At 41.3% G+C, this 18,462-nt stretch carries 15 protein-coding genes and 1 tRNA gene; all 16 read left to right on the top strand.

Annotated elements, in window-relative coordinates:
- Nucleotides 1–170: 170 nt before the first annotated feature.
- The 16 genes from HJP15_RS15550 (at nt 171) to HJP15_RS15475 (ending at nt 18,458) form a co-directional block, all read left to right on the top strand.
- Complete coding sequence (locus tag HJP15_RS15550) at nt 171–863, top strand: hypothetical protein (protein WP_170174093.1); 693 nt, start codon at nt 171–173, stop codon at nt 861–863.
- Between the two features lie 276 nt (nt 864–1,139).
- A tRNA-Met gene (locus HJP15_RS15545) sits at nt 1,140–1,216 on the top strand.
- A gap of 268 nt (nt 1,217–1,484) precedes the next feature.
- A complete protein-coding gene (gene rimP / locus HJP15_RS15540; RefSeq protein ID WP_054206025.1) occupies nt 1,485–1,940 on the top strand; it encodes a ribosome maturation factor RimP in 456 nt (151 codons plus the stop codon).
- Between the two features lie 38 nt (nt 1,941–1,978).
- Complete coding sequence (gene nusA, locus HJP15_RS15535) at nt 1,979–3,478, top strand: transcription termination factor NusA (RefSeq protein ID WP_054206024.1); 1,500 nt, start codon at nt 1,979–1,981, stop codon at nt 3,476–3,478.
- 25 nt (nt 3,479–3,503) lie between these two features.
- Nucleotides 3,504–6,161, top strand: coding sequence for a translation initiation factor IF-2 (infB, locus tag HJP15_RS15530; protein ID WP_054206023.1), 2,658 nt, complete (start codon nt 3,504–3,506; stop codon nt 6,159–6,161).
- Nucleotides 6,162–6,271: 110 nt separating this feature from the next.
- On the top strand, nt 6,272–6,733 hold the full coding sequence (gene rbfA / locus HJP15_RS15525) for a 30S ribosome-binding factor RbfA (RefSeq protein ID WP_054206022.1): 462 nt from the start codon (nt 6,272–6,274) through the stop codon (nt 6,731–6,733).
- Nucleotides 6,717–7,676, top strand: a complete 960-nt coding sequence (gene truB / locus HJP15_RS15520; RefSeq protein WP_054206021.1) for a tRNA pseudouridine(55) synthase TruB — start codon at nt 6,717–6,719, stop codon at nt 7,674–7,676. Before rbfA ends, truB begins: the two co-directional genes overlap by 17 nt.
- 152 nt (nt 7,677–7,828) lie before the next feature.
- Nucleotides 7,829–8,098: a 30S ribosomal protein S15 gene (gene rpsO, locus HJP15_RS15515; protein WP_016707659.1), complete on the top strand. Its 270-nt coding sequence runs from the start codon at nt 7,829–7,831 to the stop codon at nt 8,096–8,098.
- A 354-nt stretch (nt 8,099–8,452) separates the two neighbouring features.
- Nucleotides 8,453–10,579: a polyribonucleotide nucleotidyltransferase gene (gene pnp, locus HJP15_RS15510; RefSeq protein WP_054206020.1), complete on the top strand. Its 2,127-nt coding sequence runs from the start codon at nt 8,453–8,455 to the stop codon at nt 10,577–10,579.
- Nucleotides 10,580–10,718: 139 nt separating this feature from the next.
- Nucleotides 10,719–11,597 carry a lipoprotein NlpI gene (nlpI, locus tag HJP15_RS15505; protein ID WP_054206019.1) on the top strand — a complete coding sequence of 293 codons (879 nt, stop codon included), beginning with the start codon at nt 10,719–10,721 and terminating at the stop codon, nt 11,595–11,597.
- A gap of 52 nt (nt 11,598–11,649) precedes the next feature.
- Nucleotides 11,650–12,759, top strand: coding sequence for a hypothetical protein (locus HJP15_RS15500; RefSeq protein WP_152960628.1), 1,110 nt, complete (start codon nt 11,650–11,652; stop codon nt 12,757–12,759).
- A 246-nt stretch (nt 12,760–13,005) separates the two neighbouring features.
- Nucleotides 13,006–15,798 (top strand): monovalent cation/H+ antiporter subunit A, encoded by a 2,793-nt coding sequence (locus HJP15_RS15495; protein ID WP_054206017.1) that lies wholly within the window; start codon nt 13,006–13,008, stop codon nt 15,796–15,798.
- Complete coding sequence (locus tag HJP15_RS15490; protein ID WP_054206016.1) at nt 15,798–16,145, top strand: Na+/H+ antiporter subunit C; 348 nt, start codon at nt 15,798–15,800, stop codon at nt 16,143–16,145. The genes HJP15_RS15495 and HJP15_RS15490 overlap by 1 nt, the downstream gene beginning before the upstream one ends.
- Nucleotides 16,142–17,659, top strand: coding sequence for a monovalent cation/H+ antiporter subunit D (locus tag HJP15_RS15485; protein ID WP_054206015.1), 1,518 nt, complete (start codon nt 16,142–16,144; stop codon nt 17,657–17,659). The genes HJP15_RS15490 and HJP15_RS15485 overlap by 4 nt, the downstream gene beginning before the upstream one ends.
- Nucleotides 17,659–18,195 (top strand): Na+/H+ antiporter subunit E, encoded by a 537-nt coding sequence (locus HJP15_RS15480; protein WP_054206014.1) that lies wholly within the window; start codon nt 17,659–17,661, stop codon nt 18,193–18,195. Before HJP15_RS15485 ends, HJP15_RS15480 begins: the two co-directional genes overlap by 1 nt.
- The gene (locus tag HJP15_RS15475; protein WP_016707651.1) at nt 18,189–18,458 is read left to right on the top strand and encodes a K+/H+ antiporter subunit F; all 270 of its coding nucleotides are present in this window, start codon (nt 18,189–18,191) and stop codon (nt 18,456–18,458) included. Before HJP15_RS15480 ends, HJP15_RS15475 begins: the two co-directional genes overlap by 7 nt.
- Nucleotides 18,459–18,462: the final 4 nt, after the last annotated feature.

Genomic DNA, 18,462 nt, shown 5'->3' with positions numbered 1-18,462 from the left:
TGTTTGTATATAAATGTGGTATAAAAAGAAATTCAAACAAAGGAATGTAATCTGTGATTAATCGTCAGTACCATAGTGAAATATTAAAAATTGCTTTATCTTGCCTGATTACCCTTTGTTACGTGGGGCCTTTACATGCCAACGTTTATAAATGTGAGAACAAAGGGGTCGTGGAATTTAGTCAATTTCCATGCGGGGAAAATGCTGAGTTTATTGTTGTAAAAGAACAAAAAAGCGTACCTACACCAAAAGTTATACTGGAGGCAACGGGGGAGCCTGATATTGATAGCTATATTCGTTTGAAACAGATTGACGCGCAGATCCAACAACATCAAGATAAGATCGATACACTTAGCGTTAAAATGAATAAAATAATTGCAGCGTTAGTAAATCAATCTGATGCGCAGCTTAATAACTTATCGGGTGCAAAAAAGGATATTGCAATAGCAAATCAAATGACTAACGCTTCACAACGATTTACTGTGTTAATTGAACGTGAACAGCATGACATTGATCGTTTAGTCAGTGAAAAAAAACATTTAAAAGAAAACCAAAACAGTGATGTTAAAAGTACACAAACGCCACAGAGTAAAGGTATAGATTCATTTATTCGTTTACAGACAATTAAGCGAGAGATGCAAAGGCATCAGGCAAAAATAAATACATATCAAATCAACATGAACCAGCAAATATCAGCGCTTGAGGATGAGGTAAGTGAACAGCCAACGAATATCACGGATGCGACTTATGATGATTCATTATCCAGAAGGATGGAGGCGGTAACATCTAAGTATCATACATTAATAGACGTAGAGCAGCGTCAGATCGATAGACTTCATTCTGAAATGATTAGCTTACAGTAATCACACGGCATCAATTGGTTTGTCATATATATTGCTCAACGCTGTGATGATATTTGCTTTTTAATTGTTTATTGAGAGATACGATACTGGGTTTGATTATTGCAATGCTATGCAATAATTGTTGTTTATCGTGAGTGTTTATCCCATGGATTTCGATTGTGTTTTCTTTACTAGTTTTTGGTTGCTAATTACAGCAACCCTCTTTATAATAGGCGCTATTGTTTAGCTTAGCTTACTTTTGCTAAATATGTATCAAGGACACTTGATGCTAGTTGTCGCGGGATGGAGCAGTCTGGTAGCTCGTCGGGCTCATAACCCGAAGGTCGTCGGTTCAAATCCGGCTCCCGCAACCACAACTTTGAGTAGCGATTTTTTGTTACTGATTTGAAATCGCGCATTCTATGTAATGCGCGTTTTGCGTTTAAGCAGTTGTGCTTATTCAGGTGGCCTTTAGCTACCCGCAACCAAGCTTGGCCCATGGCCACACAGTTTTATGCTTTAGGTGTGACGCCCCGCTTGGTTCGGGGCGTTGTTGTATCTGCACCACTTGGTTTTATACCAAGGAATAAGTTAAGTATTTTAGGGCTATAAGCCCTTTTTTTGTTTGTATGGAGGATTTTCGTGACAAAACTTGAGCAAGATTTATTAACCATGCTTTCACCGTCAGTAGAGATGTTAGGCTTTGAATTACATGGTCTTGAGTTTGTGCAAGCCGGTCGCCATTCTACGCTTAGAGTCTACATTGATCATGAAGCGGGGATTTCAGTCGATAATTGTGCTGACGCAAGTCGTCAAATTAGCGCAATTTTAGACGTCGAAGACCCAATTACAAACGAATATGATTTGGAAGTGTCGTCTCCGGGTGTTGATCGTCTATTATTCAAACAAGACCATTACGAGAAGGCGCAAGGAGAGGAAGTACGCGTACGTACTAAACTTCCACAGGATGGTCGTCGTAATTTTAAAGGCGACTTAGTATCAGTTAGCAGTGATATGATCACACTATCAAGTGATGGTGCTGAGCATCTAATCATGCTGAGCAACGTTGAACGTGCGAACATCATCGCAAAGTTTTAATACGAGTGCGAAGGAATAGGGCAAGCGAGGCATTACCCATGGCAAAAGAGATATTATTGGTTGCTGAAGCCGTTTCCAATGAGAAAGCGGTTCCAAAAGAAAAGATTTTCGAAGCGTTAGAGTTCGCATTAGCGACAGCGACTAAGAAAAAACATATTGGCGAAATTGAAGTTCGTGTAGCAATTGACCGTAAAACGGGTGACTACGACACATTTCGTCGTTGGCAGATTGCTCCAGTACTTGAAGATGGTTCACTTGAAAACCCATACAGCGAAATTACATTAGAAGCTGCACAAGTTGAAGATGAAAATCTACAAATGGGTGACTTTGTTGAAGAGCAAATTGAATCAATCAAGTTTGACCGAATCACAACACAAATGGCCAAACAGGTAATCGTACAAAAAGTACGTGAAGCTGAACGCGCATTAGTAGTTGAAGCATATAAAGATCAAGAAGGCGAGTTAGTAACGGGTGTTGTAAAAAAAGCAACGCGTGATGCAATCGTGCTTGATTTAGGTAATAATGCAGAAGCGGTAATTTACCGTGATGACATGTTACCTCGTGAAAACTTCCGTCCAGGCGATCGTATTCGTGGTCTACTTTACGAAGTAAAACCAGAAGCACGCGGCGCACAGTTATTTGTAACGCGCTCTAAGCCTGAAATGCTGATGGAGTTGTTCCGCATTGAGGTGCCAGAAATTGGCGAAGAGATGATTGAATTACGTGCCGCTGCACGTGATCCAGGTTCACGTGCTAAAATCGCTGTAAAATCTAACGACAAACGTATTGATCCAATTGGTGCGTGTGTTGGTATGCGTGGCGCACGTGTACAAGCTGTGTCTACAGAGCTTGGTGGTGAACGTGTTGATATCGTACTATATGACGATAATCCAGCACAGTTTGTTATCAATGCAATGTCACCGGCTGAAGTTGCATCTATCGTAATGGATGAAGATACGCATTCTATGGATATCGCTGTTGAAGCTGATAACCTAGCACAAGCAATTGGTCGTAACGGTCAAAACGTTCGTCTTGCTAGCCAGTTAACTGGTTGGGAATTAAACGTAATGACAGTTGAAGACATGCGTACTAAGAACGAAGCTGAGTCAGACAAGCTAATTAACTTATTTACACAAAACCTTGATATCGATGATGATTTTGCGTCATTGCTTATTAATGAAGGTTTCTCAACACTTGAAGAAGTAGCCTATGTACCAGCTGCTGAGTTTTTAGAAATTGATGGTTTAGATGAAGAAATGGTTGATTTACTTCGTTCGCGTGCAAAAGATGCATTAACAACGAAAGCATTGAAAACAGAAGAAAGCCTTGAAGGTGCAGAGCCTGCTGAAGATTTATTAGCACTTGAAGGGTTAGAACGTCACCTAGCGTTTGTTATGGCAAGCAAAGGGGTTGTTACGTTAGAAGATTTAGCAGAGCAAGGTATTGACGAATTAGTAGATATTACAGAGCTTTCTTCTGAGAAAGCGGGTGAGCTAATTATGGCTGCACGTAATATTTGTTGGTTCGCAGACGAGTAATTTATTAACGGAGGTATTAGAGACTATGGCAGAAGTAAATGTTGAAAAACTAGCCGGGGATATTGGTACAACTGTTGATAAATTACTTCAACAACTATCGCAAGCCGGTATCACTAAGCAAGCAGGTGATAATGTAACTGAAGCTGAAAAAGCAACGTTACTTGATCACTTAAGCAAGCAACATGGCGGCACAGGCTCAGATGGCCCTGCACGTATGACTTTACAACGTAAGAGCAAAAGCACACTGAGTGTAACTGGCTCTACAGGTCAAGCAAAGTCTGTACAGGTTGAGGTTCGCAAAACCCGTACTTACGTGAAGAAAAGCGCTATTGAGCAAGAGCAAGAACAAGCACGTATAGCAGCTGAAGAAGCCGCTCGTCGTGAAGTTGAGCAAAAGGCAGCGCAAGAAGCTGCTGAGCTTAAAGCAAAACAAGATGCAGAGCGTAAAGCCAAAGAAGAGGCTGACCGTAAAGCAAAAGAGGAAGCTAAACGTAAAGCAGATGCTGAACGTGCAGCAAAACAGAAGCAGATGACCCCAGAGCAAAGCGCTAAGTCAGAGAAAGATCGCGTTGAAGCTGAGCGTCTGCAAAAAGAAGCAGAAGAGGCCGCATTGAAGAAAGCTGAAGAAGAAGCGAAACGTCAAGCAGAAGAAGCAAGAAAGCTAGCTGAAGAAAACTCAGCACGCTGGAAGAAAGAAGAAGAAGAACGTAAGAAACGCGAAGAGACAGCGGATCACCATCTTACGACTTCAACTTACGCACGTGAAGCAGAAGATGTTGCCGATGCTCGTGATGAGCAAGGTACACGCCGTGCGAAGAAAAAGAAAAAAGCCCCAGCGAAAGAGAAGTTTTCTCCTTCGAGAGGCAAAAAAGGTAAGCTAAAAGCACCAGCATCATTACAGCACGGTTTCCAAAAACCAACTGTTGATGTTAAAAACGAAGTGCGTATTAGTGAAACAATTACAGTCGCTGAGCTTGCATCACGCATGGCAGTTAAAGGCGCTGAAGTTGTTAAAACAATGATGAAAATGGGTGACATGGTTACTATTAACCAAGTGATTGACCAAGAAGCTGCACAGTTAGTTGCAGAAGAAATGGGTCACAAGGTTATCATTGTTAAAGAAAATGAATTAGAGCAAACAGTACTAAATGACCGCCATGAAGATGGTAAGTCTGAGCCTCGTGCTCCAGTAGTAACTGTAATGGGTCACGTTGACCATGGTAAAACATCAACACTTGATTACATTCGCTCAGCGAAAGTAGCATCAGGTGAAGCGGGTGGTATCACACAGCATATTGGTGCTTATCATGTTGATGTTAATGGCAACATGATCACGTTCTTAGATACTCCAGGTCACGCGGCGTTTACATCAATGCGTGCTCGTGGTGCTAAAGCGACTGATATTGTAATCCTAGTGGTAGCAGCAGATGATGGTGTAATGCCACAGACTAAAGAAGCAGTACAGCATGCGCGTGCAGCTGGCGTTCCTTTAATCATTGCTGTTAACAAAATGGATAAAGAAGGCGTAGACCCAGATCGCGTTAAGAATGAGCTTGCTCAACTAGACGTTATTCCTGAAGAGTGGGGCGGTGATACACAGTACGTGCATATTTCTGCTAAAACTGGTTTAGGTATTGATGAGCTTCTAGAAGCGGTATTAAACCAATCTGAACTACTTGAGCTTACAGCCCCAAGTGTTGGTATGGCGGCTGGTGTTGTTATTGAATCTCGTCTTGATAAAGGCCGTGGTCCAGTTGCATCTGTACTTGTTCAATCAGGTACGCTTAATCAAGGTGACATTGTATTATGTGGTCTTGAGTATGGTCGTGTTCGTGCAATGCGCGATGAGAACGGTAAAGACATTCGCTCTGCAGGTCCTTCTATCCCAGTTGAAATCCTAGGTTTATCAGGCATTCCAGCTGCTGGTGATGAAGCAACTGTTGTTAAAGATGAGCGTAAAGCGCGTGAAGTTGCACTTTACCGTCAAGGTAAATTCCGTGATGTTAAGTTAGCGCGTCAGCAAAAAGCGAAGCTTGAAAACATGTTTACTAACATGACTGAAGGCGATGTGTCTGAAGTTAATGTAGTACTTAAAGCAGACGTTCAGGGTTCTATCGAAGCGATTTCTGATTCATTGACTAGATTGTCAACAGATGAAGTTAAAGTGAAGATTGTTGGTTCTGGTGTTGGTGGTATCACTGAGACAGATGCAACACTTGCTGCAGCATCTAACGCAATCGTGGTTGGCTTTAACGTTCGTGCTGATGCATCTGCTCGTAAAGTGATTGAGACTGAAAACTTAGATTTACGTTATTACAGTGTAATCTACAGCTTGATTGACGAAGTTAAACAAGCCATGTCTGGCATGTTAGCACCTGAGTTCAAGCAAGAGATCATTGGTCTTGCTCAAGTACGTGACGTATTTAAGTCACCAAAAATTGGCGCTATCGCTGGTTGTATGGTTACTGAAGGTACGATTAAGCGTAGCGCGCCAATTCGTGTATTACGTGAAAACGTGGTTATCTACGAAGGTGAGCTTGAGTCACTGCGTCGCTTTAAAGACGATGTTGCTGATGTTCGTAACGGCATGGAATGTGGTATCGGCGTTAAGAACTACAACGACGTTCGCGTTGGTGACCAAATCGAAGTATTCGAGACAGTTGAAGTACAACGTACTCTTTAATTGCTCGTAAGCTAAGATTATAAATGGGGGCTTAGCCCCCATTTGTGTATCCATTATTTAAATAACTTATTTATATTTCTCAATGAGTTATAATTTTAGAGTAAAGTATAATGAGAGAATTTTCTCGTACTGATCGTGTTGCTCAGCAAATTCAAAAAGAAATTGCTGTTATATTGCAACGTGAAATAAAAGATCCACGCTTAGGCATGGTGACAGTGTCGGCTGTAGAAGTATCACGCGACTTGTCTTACGCTAAAGTATTCATTACTGTTTTTAATATAGAAGATGAAAATGCAGCGAAGCAAAGTGCTAACGTATTAAACGAAGCAACAGGATACATCCGCTCATTATTGGGTAAACGTATTCGCGCCCGTATTATGCCGGAGCTGAAGTTTGTAGTTGATAACTCACTGATGGAAGGCATGCGCATTTCTAACTTAGTGGATTCAATCATTCGTGAAGACAATGCTAAGCATGTAGATGACGAAGCTGATAGCGTTGATGACGTTAATCAAGTAGATGACGAAACAGATAGCGAAGAAGGCACAAATACAGATGGCAAAGCGCAGTAAAGGCCGTCCTGTTGACGGTATTTTGTTGTTAAACAAACCACACGGTATTTCATCAAATAAAGCATTACAGCAAGCTAAGGGTGCTTATTTTGCACAAAAAGCGGGGCACACAGGTGCTCTTGACCCGCTTGCAACGGGTATGCTGCCGATCTGCTTTGGTGAGGCTACCAAGTTCACGCAGTTTTTACTTGATACTGACAAAACCTATGTTGTGCGCGCCAAATTAGGCGAGCGTACTACAACGTCTGATTCTGATGGTGAAATTGTCAGTACCAAAGATGTCAATGTGACGCGTGAGCAACTGATAAAAGAAATTGCCGCATTTGTTGGCGAGTCTGATCAATACCCGTCAATGTACTCAGCACTTAAGTATCAAGGGCGACCTTTATATAAGTATGCGCGCGAAGGGATTGAAGTACCTCGTAAATGCAGAAAAATAAATGTGTTTAGCTTAACGTTCGATGAATTTGATGAACAGCGCAATGAAATTCAAATGACGGCCCACGTCTCAAAAGGGACGTATATTCGTACCATCGTAGACGATCTAGGTGAAAATTTAGGCTGTGGCGCACATGTTATTATGCTACACAGAACCGCTGTTGGTCAGTACCCGGCAGATAAAATGGTCTCCTTGGATGAAGTTGAAGCGCTACTTGCAAAAGCGAAAAGTGAAGAAATTGTTCTTTCAACTTATTTAGATGCGTTGCTATTACCAATTGATACTGCGTTAGTTGATTTACCGGTTGTTGAAATAACGAAAGCGCAAGGCTCTGTGTTTAGTCACGGGCAGGCGGTCGAATTACCAATAGCGTTACCTGATGGTTCAATTAAGGTATTGGCTGATGGTGTTTTCATCGGTACAGGCGAAGCGAATGCTAATGGTCACTTAAAAGTGAAGCGTGGACTTGCCAGTCAGCAAGATGATTACGTAAAACCTGAATAGCTAAAGTTGTTATTTAAAGCTGGCTATTAGCCATAGGTGGGGATAATTAACTTGTAGTTATCCCCATACTTGGTAGAATACGCCCGCTTAATCGTTTTGGCTGAATTAGTGATCGGCTAAGACACCTTTTAAATTTTATTTTTGGAGTTATTATGTCACTAAGTAATCAAGAAAAGATCGATATCATTGCAAAATTCGCACGCGCTGAAGGCGACACTGGTTCACCTGAAGTACAAGTTGCACTTTTAACTTTTGATATCAACAAGCTTCAAGGTCACTTTGCTGATCACAAGCATGACTTCCACTCACGTCGTGGTCTGCTTCGTAAAGTAAGCACTCGCCGTAAACTGCTTGATTACCTTAAAGGTAAAGACATTGCACGTTATACTGCGTTAATCCAAGAACTTGGCCTACGTCGCTAAGAACTAGATTACATAGAAAGGAGCTTTTTAGCTCCTTTTTTTGTGCCTAAAATTTGTCAAATATTTTGCTGCTTTTATCCTAAAACGCTTGAAAAGTAAGTTGAAATCCCCATCATAACTTCTGGACTATGCGTGTAAGTAAAGTGACATCAAGAGTCTGTATTATCTAGTCGCTAGACTCGCATTTTTATGTGGCTTTGGTATATACTACGCGCGTAGATAAAAAGGTTTGTCTACGCTTATTCGCATCATTGCCAATTGTAGTACTTAATTGATTTCCAACTGAATACAATTATGTACTGTAATTGGTACTTTGATGACAACTTATTAGAACACATTTAAGGAACATTTTAAGTGCAAGCAATTATTAAAGAATTCCAACTAGGTCAGCACACAGTGACCATCGAAACAGGTGCTATCGCACGTCAAGCTGACGGCGCAGTACTAGCAAGCATTGGTGATACATCAGTTTTAGTAACTGTTGTTGGTAAGCGTGAAGCGCAACCTGGCCAAGACTTTTTCCCGCTAACAGTTAACTACCAAGAGCGTATGTACGCTGCTGGTCGTATCCCTGGTGGTTTCTTAAAGCGTGAAGGTCGTCCTAACGACGGTGAAACACTTATTGCACGTCTTATTGACCGTCCAATTCGTCCACTTTTCCCAAGCGGTTTCGTAAACGAAGTACAAGTTATTGCTACTGTTGTTTCTGTTAACCCTGAAATCCAACCTGATATGGTTGCGATGATTGGTACTTCAGCGGCGTTAGCTATTTCAGGTATCCCATTCAGTGGTCCAATTGGTGCTGCTCGCGTTGGTTATATCAACGGTGAATATGTACTTAACCCTACATTAAAAGAGCTTGAAGAAAGCCAACTTGATTTAGTGGTAGCAGGTACTGATAAAGCGGTACTTATGGTTGAGTCAGAAGCTAACGTACTTGCAGAAGACGTAATGCTTGGTGCTGTTGTATATGGTCATGAGCAATCTCAAGCGATCATTACTGCAATTGAAGAGTTTAAAGCACAAGCAGGTAAGCCTACATGGGATTGGACTGCACCTGCGAAAAACGTAGCGCTTGAAGATAAAGTAGCCGCTATTGCAGCTGAGAAAGTAGGCGAAGCTTACCGCATCACTGATAAAGTTGCTCGTAAAGAAGCACTTGGCGTAGCTAAAGATGAAGTTGTTGCAGTATTAACAGCTGAACTTGCTGAAGGCGAGTCTCTAGACAAGCAAGAAGTTGGTAAAGTATTCGGTTCATTAGAGAAGAAAATCGTTCGTGGCCGTATCGCTTCTGGCGAGAAACGTATTGATGGTCGTGAACCAGATATGATCCGTGCACTAGACGTAATGACTGGCGTATTGCCACGTACTCACGGCTCTGCAATCTTTACGCGCGGTGAAACTCAAGCACTTGTTACAGCTACACTTGGTACAGAGCGTGATTCACAGTTAATCGACGATTTAACTGGCACGCACAAAAACCACTTTATGCTTAACTACAACTTCCCTCCGTTCTGCGTAGGTGAAACTGGTTTTGTTGGTTCTCCTAAGCGTCGCGAAATCGGCCATGGTAACCTAGCTAAGCGTGGTATTGCAGCTGTAATGCCAACATTGACTGAGTTCCCTTACTCAATCCGTGTTGTATCTGAGATCACTGAATCAAATGGTTCATCTTCAATGGCCTCTGTATGTGGTACTTCACTTGCACTTATGAATGCAGGTGTACCAATCAAAGCTTCTGTTGCGGGTATCGCGATGGGCCTAGTTAAAGAAGATGAGAAGTTCGTTGTTCTTTCTGACATCTTAGGTGATGAAGATCACTTAGGTGACATGGACTTTAAAGTGGCGGGTACTGCTGCAGGTATCACTGCACTACAGATGGATATCAAAATTGAAGGTATCACACAAGAAATCATGCAAATTGCGCTTAAACAAGCAAAAGCTGCACGTTTACACATTCTAGGTGTGATGGACGAAGCAATCTCTGCACCGTCTGAAGAACTTTCAATGTTTGCTCCACGTATCTACACAATGAAGATACCACAGAAGAAAATTGCTGAAGTTATCGGTAAAGGCGGCGCAACTATTCGTCAACTTACTGAAGAAACAGGTACTACGATTGAAATCGGTGATGATGGCACAATCAAAATTGCAGCAACTGACGGCGAAAGCGCAGCAAATGCAATTAGCCGCATTGAGCAATTAACAGCTGAGCTTGAAGTAGGTACTATCTACGAAGGTAAAGTTGTACGTATCGTTGATTTCGGTGCGTTCGTAAACATTCTTCCTGGTAAAGATGGTCTAGTACATATTTCTCAAATTAGTACTGAGCGCGTAAATAACGTTGCTGATCACCTTTCTGAGGGTCAAGAAGTTAAAGTTAAAGTACTAGAAGTAGATCGCCAAGGTCGCGTACGTCTAAGTATCAAAGAAGCAATGGAATCAGCAGCACCTGCAGCTGACGCACCTACTGACGCTTAATTGTTGATATTTAATCCAGATATTCTCTGGATAGCATAAAAAAGGGGCTGTATAGCCTCTTTTTTTATGCTTTAATGAAACCTCTTTGGATAGCACTTGTCTTATCTGTTTGCTACTTATCTAGGTATTAAGGATTTTAATGATACTTAAACACATCGCTTTAGCATCGTTTGCTGTTTTGTCTTTAAGCGCTTGTCAGTCAACGTCTCAAGCTGAACCAACGCCAATTGTAAACGTCCCTTTTACAGCTCCTTTAGCGTCTGATTTTCGTAGTGAAATAGCGATAGCGCGTTACTCAGAGCTATTAAATCGTACTGATTTAGAGCCAGAACAACAAGCTAAGTTATATTACGACCGTGGAGTATTATTCGATAGCTTAGGGATGCCGACGCTGGCACGTATTGATTTTAATCGCGCTGTACAATTAAAGCCCAACTTGGCTGAGGTGTATAACTTTTTAGGTATTCACCACACCTTGATGCAGCAATATGAAAAAGCTTACGAACTTTTTGATTCTGCACTAGAGCTCAATGAACAGCATGAATATGCATATTTGAATCGTGGTATTGCGCTCTATTATGGAAACAGACCTGTATTAGCATCGGCTGATCTGTCTGAGTTTTTAGCCCGTGCACCAAGTGACCCATATCGTGTTTTATGGCTTTATCTTGCGCAAGCTGATGATGAACCAATAAAAGCTCTTGCAAATCTAAAAGCAAATGCACAAGGACTAGACGATAGCCAGTGGGCTTATGGGCTAATTTCATTGTATTTAGGTGATATGAGCGAACATTCTTTTTTGGCAACCATCAGCGAAGGTGTAAAGTCAGAGCAAGAATATGCTCAACGTTTATGTGAGGCTTATTTTTATCTTGCAAAAATGTATCAAGCAGAAGGGCTTAATTATCAAGCAGCAGACTTTTTTAGGTTAACACTTGCAACTAATGTCCATGAATTTGTTGAATATAAATATGCACGTTTAGAGCTTGAGTTAATGGCTGGTGATAACGCTAGTTAAATGGCTAATCAGCGTTGTTGTTATACTGAGCTTTGGAGGGTTACCTAGCTCGGTGAATCAGCATCACGCTCTTGCTTTTTGGCATGTAAAACATACCCCGACTTCGATTTTTATAAACTATTACCGCTTTGCTGATGATTTTAAATCCCTGTTGAGTTCTTTGCCCGATCCTACATTATATTTATTAGCTTTGAGCGGTGAAGCTGATGCACAGTTTGTTTGGGCATTACGCTTATTAAAAAATGGTAAGGGGCAATCTGCCTTACCTTTTTGGCGAGCGAGCGCTGCCCAACAAAATGCTGATAAACGCCGTAAACTCAGTGCGTTATTGCTGAAATTAGAGCGTTGGGACGATTTAACCGCATTATCACAGCTGCAGTTGTTGCCTGAAAGCGATGCAGCAGAGCAATTAAAATTACAATATAGTGCGGCGCCAGCGAGTATTGATCAACGCTTTGCAAGCCATGAGGGTTTTTTATTATCTTTTGCACAGCAACAAGCACAATCGCATTGTGAGTTTAATGTGCTGATGATGACAGATCATCGCCAAGGCTTAGCACAACTCAATATATTTAAAACCCGCTATCAAATAGAACCTCAACCAAGAGCAGGAAGCTTTTGTTTTAGTAAACCCATTTACTTAGGGGACTCAATAAACTGTCAACAACATCCAGAGCATGCAGCACGATGCGATTGGCGGCCGCTTGTTAACAATAAAGTATGGCCAACTGGATTTGACTTTATTGTGATGATGACACGCAGTGGTTTAGGTAACGTCAGTGGTGGAATCATGCACCTAAATTCAGCGAGTCACTACGGATTATTTTTACATGAGCTCATGCATTTCAGTGGTTTTGAAGATGAGTACGTTTTACCAGCAACTAAGCAAGCATGGTTATGCCAGCAAAAAGGCTTTGTAGCGCCAAACTTATTTATTGCAAATGGAGTGGCGCCGCCTATTGGTTGGCAACAAAGTGATAGTTGTCAGACAGCAATAAAAGCGTATAAACCCAGCGAAAATTGGTCAATAATGCAATATCAACAGATCCCACTCTCGCAACAATATCAGCAATTATGGTTAAAGCAAATAGCAAACCCAGCAGAGCAACCGATACGTTTTGGTGATTATTTCACGCAGCTTGAAGAGAAAATTTCTTTTTAGATAAAATGATAAATAAAACGAATAGGCATAAAAGTTGTAAATAATATAAAATCGACGTTAAATTTGTTCAAAATAACGGCGGGTAGGTGCCCTCACTATAGACAAAATGATCCCTGATCAGTATAACTATACCCACTATAATTGTTTTAATAAGCAAAAATAAATAACCATTCACAATGACCAGTACACAACTAAAATTAACTAGCGACGTATTGATATTCTTATGACTTTAAAAGGTTTCTCACTATGACTTTGCTCTGGATACCCTTGCTATCCTTAATTGGCAGTGTTATTTCTTCATGCACCGGCAAATTGACTCGTAACCAATCTACGAGCCTTACTATGATGGCGCCACTGTGCGCTTTAGCAATTGCGATTTATCATACGCCCGCCGTTTTGGCTGGTGAGACGATTCGCTTTACCGCGCAGTGGATCCCCGCTCTTGGCATGGAAATAGCCTTTCGTTTAGATGGTTTAAGCTTACTGTTCATTTTTATGATTCTAGGTATTGGCTTACTCGTTATTTTTTATACCCGTTATTACTTAAGTAGTAATGATTCAATGCCTAAGCTATACAGCTATTTAATGCTGTTTATGACGGCAATGCTGGGTATTGTTATGTCAAATAACGTCATCCAGCTCTGGTTATTTTGGGAATTGACCAGTATCAGCTCATTTTTATTAATTAGTTACTGGTGGCATAAATCTGAAGCGCGAAAAGGTGCTCGTATGGCACTGGCCGTTACAGGTGCAGGTGGCTTAGCGTTACTTGGTGGCTTGTTATTGCTAGGTGATATAGTTGGTAGCTATAATTTAGATGTTATTTTAGCTAGCAAAGCGTTGATCCAATCGCATGATTTATATGAGCTTGCATTAGTACTTGTATTGTTGGGCGCCTTCACTAAATCTGCACAGTTTCCGTTTCATTTTTGGCTGCCACATGCAATGGCTGCGCCGACGCCAGTTAGTGCATATTTACATTCGGCAACAATGGTTAAGGCCGGTATCTTTTTATTAGCACGATTTTACCCTGCACTGGCGGGCACTGATACCTGGTTTATCTTGGTCGCCATGACTGGCTTAGCAACGTTATTAGTCGGTGCTTATATCGCTTTATTTAAGCATGACTTAAAAGGGCTATTGGCGTACTCAACGATTAGTCACTTAGGTTTAATAACACTGTTACTTGGTTTGGATACTGAGCTTGCCACTGTCGCGGCGATATTTCATATCATTAACCATGCGACCTTTAAAGCGTCATTATTTATGGCCACGGGTATTATCGATCACGAAACTGGCACGCGTGATATGCGCAGGCTCAACGGAATGTGGCGTTTTATGCCTTATACCGCCACTCTTGCGATGGTTGCAGCCGCTGCAATGGCAGGAGTACCGTTATTAAATGGTTTCTTGTCAAAAGAAATGTTTTTTGCAGAAACGCTACACCAACAGATATTAGGCTCAATGTCGTGGCTTATCCCTGTGTTAGCAACGCTAGCGGCTGCTTTCTCTGTGGCTTATTCTGCACGCTTTATTCACGATGTGTTTTTTAATGGTGACCCAATTAATTTACCTAAAACACCGCACGAACCACCGCGTTATATGCGTGTACCAATCGAAATTCTGGTTGTGTTGTGTTTATTGGTCGGTATGTTTCCACACTTTGTGGTTGACGGTATTTTATCAGCGGCGTCATTAGCGGTGCTTGGAGAGGCTACACCAGAGTTTAAATTATCAATTTGGCATGGCTTTAATTTACCATTACTTATGAGCGCGATGGCTGTAGTGGGTGGCGTGTTTATTTATATTCAGCGTAAACATTTGTTTAAATTCCAGGCGTCATTGCCGCCATTAAATGCCAAGAAAACTTTTGAACGTTTTGTTTATAACATTATTAAATGGAGTCGAGATAAAGTACGCAGTGTAGAGAATGGCTCATTACAACGCTACATTGTTGTAATGTTAGGCGTGGTGTTATTGTGCGCGGGTTGGCCATTATTCGAAATGGAAGCACTGGCAGGCACAGCGCCGCGTACTCCGATCGATTTTCATAATGCAATTGGCGCTGGGCTGTTGATTATAGGTGCAATTAGCACCGTAATTTGGCATCGCTCACGCGTGGTATCTTTATTAATGTTGTCAATTGTTGGGTTGATGGTGTCAGTGGCGTTTACACGTTTCTCAGCACCTGATTTAGCACTAACACAGCTAACAGTCGAAGTAGTTACGGTGATTCTGCTGATGCTAGCATTGTTCTTTTTACCACAGCGTACACCAAAAGAATCAAGCTCATTACGTGTAATACGTGATTTAAGTATTGCTTCTGCAATGGGAGTTGTTGTAGCGAGTATTTGTTATGCGTTATTAACAAGGCCGCTTGAGTCAATATCAGACTTTTTTATTGCTAATGCTAAAACTGGCGGTGGTGGTACAAACGTAGTGAACGTAATTCTTGTCGATTTTAGGGGGTTTGATACGCTCGGTGAAATCACGGTATTAGGTATTGCTGCATTAGGTATTTATAAAGTACTTACTAACTTACCTTTATTTATGCCAGCAAGTGATAGCGAAGGTCGCCCATGGGCACGTGAGCGCCACCCACTATTATTAGCAAGTATTTCACAAAGCTTATTACCATTAGCCCTATTAGTGTCAGCATATATCTTTTTACGTGGTCATAACTTACCTGGTGGTGGATTTATCGCAGGCTTGGTAACCGCTATTGCATTTATTTTGCAATATATGGCTCACGGCTCTATTTGGATCACTGAACGCTTTGATGTTAATTACCGTAAAATTATCGCCTCAGGTATTGCTATCGCAATGTTTACTGGATTGGGTAGTTGGGCATTTGATAGGCCTTTTCTAACAACATGGTTTGATTATTTTGACTTCCCATTTGTGGGCAAAACAGAATTGGCAAGTGCCATTATATTTGATTTAGGTGTGTATTTGACGGTTGTGGGCGCGACATTAATGATTCTCGCCAGTTTAGGTAAATTAACAGCCGATACTCCAAAAAATGAGGTAAATATTTAATGGAATTGTTATACGCATCATGCGTTGGTGTATTAGTCGCTTGTGGGGTCTATTTGATCCTACGAGCACGGACTTTTCCGGTTGTATTAGGGCTTACAATGCTTTCATATGCAGTGAACTTGTTTTTATTCTCGTCAGGGCGTTTAACTATTAATAAAGCAGTAGTATTAGGTACCGGTGCTGATTATGCAGATCCGCTGCCACAAGCTCTGGTATTAACAGCAATAGTAATAGGTTTTGCAATGACCGCATTTGTTGTGATACTTGCAATTCGTGGCCGTGCAGATTTAGGCAATGATCATGTTGATGGTCACTTAGGAAAAATTGAACATAAGGAGCACAAATGATTCAGCACATTGCTTCTTGGCCCATTTTATTACCTATGTTGGCTGGGGTTATTTTACTGCTACCACCGTGTGGAAAAAGTATTCCAATTCGTCGTGTAGCTTCTGTATTTATGGCTTTTCTAAGTACGTTAGTGAGTGCGTTCTTATTATGGGAAGTGTTGCATTCAGGCATCATTGTTTATGCCATTGGTGATTGGCAAGCGCCATTTGGTATTGTACTTGTTGCTGATTTAGTCTCTGTGTTATTAGTGTGTCTTACTTCACTCTTAGGCTTGGTTGTTACTTTATATAGCTGTGTAGGTGATGACGAGAAAGGAGGCTTTTTTCACCCATTAGTACATTTCCTTGTACTGGGTGTTAATGGCGCTTTCTTAACAGGTGACTTATTTAATCTATTTGTATTTTTTGAAGTACTATTAATTGCCTCATATTCATTATTGATGCATGACGGTGATAAACATAAGACCCGTTCAGCCATTCAGTACGTTAGCTTAAATCTAATTGGCTCTAGTGTTTTTTTGATTGCACTTGGTATTTTATACGGTGTACTGGGAACATTAAATATTGCCGATATGGCGCAAAAAATGTCTCAGTTGCAAGGTGATGATGTCTACCTAGCCAAGATAGGTGGCTTATTACTACTTGTTGTTTTTGCACTCAAAGGCGCGTTATTGCCATTGCATTTATGGTTACCTAATACTTACGCTAGTGCAATGCCCGTAGTGGCTGCGTTATTTGCGATAATGACGAAAGTAGGCGTGTATACAATGTTACGCGTATATACGGTTATTTTTGGCGATGAAGCAGGGCAACTTGCCCACATGGCACAACCTTGGTTGTGGGGATTAGCTGTGGCAACAATTATTGCGGGTGCAATCGGTGTTATTGCAGCTCAAGATTTGCGTAAACTCACCGCTAACTTGGTGATCGTATCGGTTGGTACGTTGGTGGCTTTAGTGGCAATTCAAAATATTAATGCTACTGCTGCATTATTGTATTACCTAGTACATTCAACGTTAGTGTGTGCGGCATTATTTTTAATCGCTGATTTAATTTCTCATCAACGCGGAAAAGTCGCAGATCGTTTTGCAGCAGGGCGAGCGGTAGGACAACCTCTATTGCTAGGTGCTTGTTTTATTATTGCCGCTTTGAGTGTGATCGGCATGCCGCCACTTTCAGGGTTTGTAGGTAAAGTGTGGATTTTAAAAACAGCATTAGATAGTGAAAAAGCACTGTTGTTTTGGCCTGTTTACTTAATTGCCAGTTTTGCGCTGTTGGTGGCATTATCACGTGCTGGGACTAGTCTGTTTTGGGAACGTAAACACCAAGATAGTGAGTTAACTGAAGGCGTAAAAGCCCAGCCACTACAAATCATTGCGGTAATCGGTTTATTAATATGTTCGCCTTTATTAGTTATATTTGGTGGTCCAGTGAGTGAATATATGATCGCTGCTGCTACGCAGCTACATGATATTACCGGTGGTATTAACACTGTACTTGGGGGAGGTTCATAATGCGTTTAGAATCACGTTTTAGTTGGTTGCCAACGCCTTTTCGTAGTGGTCTATTGTTTGTGGTATGGCTGTTACTTAATAATAGTGTATCTGCTGGGCACTTAGTATTGGCTACGGTTTTTGCTATTTTAATTCCATTGGCGACATTTCCATTTCGTGTCCCACAGCCACTGATCATTAAGCCAGGGTTAGCCCTAAAGCAGCTAATTATTGTGTTATATGACATTATTACTGCTAATCTACAGGTGGCATTACTGATACTAGGGCCGACTAAAAAATTACGTCCTGCGTTTGTTAAAGTTCCTTTAGATTTAAGCCACTCAATGCCTATTACTATTTTGGCAAGCACTGTATCGCTAACCCCGGGAACAGTAAGTGCGGAAGTGTATCCAATTCCAGAATCACTGCCAAAAGGTGAGAAGCCAAAGCAACGTTATTTACTAATACATGTATTAGATTTGAATGACGAACAAGAGCTTATCAATACAATTAAAAAACGTTATGAAGCGCCACTGAAGGAGATATTTCAATGTTAGAAACGGTGTTCTTAATCGTCTTTGCAATGATTGGCCTATCGCTATTACTCAATTTATGGCGTTTGGTTGTTGGTCCGTCAGTACCAGATAGAATTTTAGCGCTTGATACTATGTATATAAATACCATAGCACTGATCATTTTATATGGTATGAGCATGGGTACTGGGCTTTACTTTGAAGCAGCGCTATTGATAGCAATGCTCGGCTTTGTAAGCACCGTAGCGGTATGTAAATATTTGTTACGTGGCGACATCATCGAATAAGGAA

The organism is Pseudoalteromonas sp. NEC-BIFX-2020_002 (assembly GCF_013002825.1).
Lineage (GTDB): Bacteria > Pseudomonadota > Gammaproteobacteria > Enterobacterales > Alteromonadaceae > Pseudoalteromonas > Pseudoalteromonas neustonica.
This window is presented reverse-complemented; position numbering and strand designations above follow the sequence as displayed.

Bases quoted from the DNA above. Each gene is read 5' to 3' on its own strand.
- nusA (WP_054206024.1), top strand. From the start codon at position 1,979: ATGGCAAAAGAGATATTATTGGTTGCTGAAGCCGTTTCCAATGAGAAA.
- infB (WP_054206023.1), top strand. From the start codon at position 3,504: ATGGCAGAAGTAAATGTTGAAAAACTAGCCGGGGATATTGGTACAACT.
- rbfA (WP_054206022.1), top strand. From the start codon at position 6,272: ATGAGAGAATTTTCTCGTACTGATCGTGTTGCTCAGCAAATTCAAAAA.
- truB (WP_054206021.1), top strand. From the start codon at position 6,717: ATGGCAAAGCGCAGTAAAGGCCGTCCTGTTGACGGTATTTTGTTGTTA.
- rpsO (WP_016707659.1), top strand. From the start codon at position 7,829: ATGTCACTAAGTAATCAAGAAAAGATCGATATCATTGCAAAATTCGCA.
- nlpI (WP_054206019.1), top strand. From the start codon at position 10,719: ATGATACTTAAACACATCGCTTTAGCATCGTTTGCTGTTTTGTCTTTA.
- HJP15_RS15495 (WP_054206017.1), top strand. From the start codon at position 13,006: ATGACTTTGCTCTGGATACCCTTGCTATCCTTAATTGGCAGTGTTATT.
- HJP15_RS15490 (WP_054206016.1), top strand. From the start codon at position 15,798: ATGGAATTGTTATACGCATCATGCGTTGGTGTATTAGTCGCTTGTGGG.
- HJP15_RS15485 (WP_054206015.1), top strand. From the start codon at position 16,142: ATGATTCAGCACATTGCTTCTTGGCCCATTTTATTACCTATGTTGGCT.
- HJP15_RS15480 (WP_054206014.1), top strand. From the start codon at position 17,659: ATGCGTTTAGAATCACGTTTTAGTTGGTTGCCAACGCCTTTTCGTAGT.
- HJP15_RS15475 (WP_016707651.1), top strand. From the start codon at position 18,189: ATGTTAGAAACGGTGTTCTTAATCGTCTTTGCAATGATTGGCCTATCG.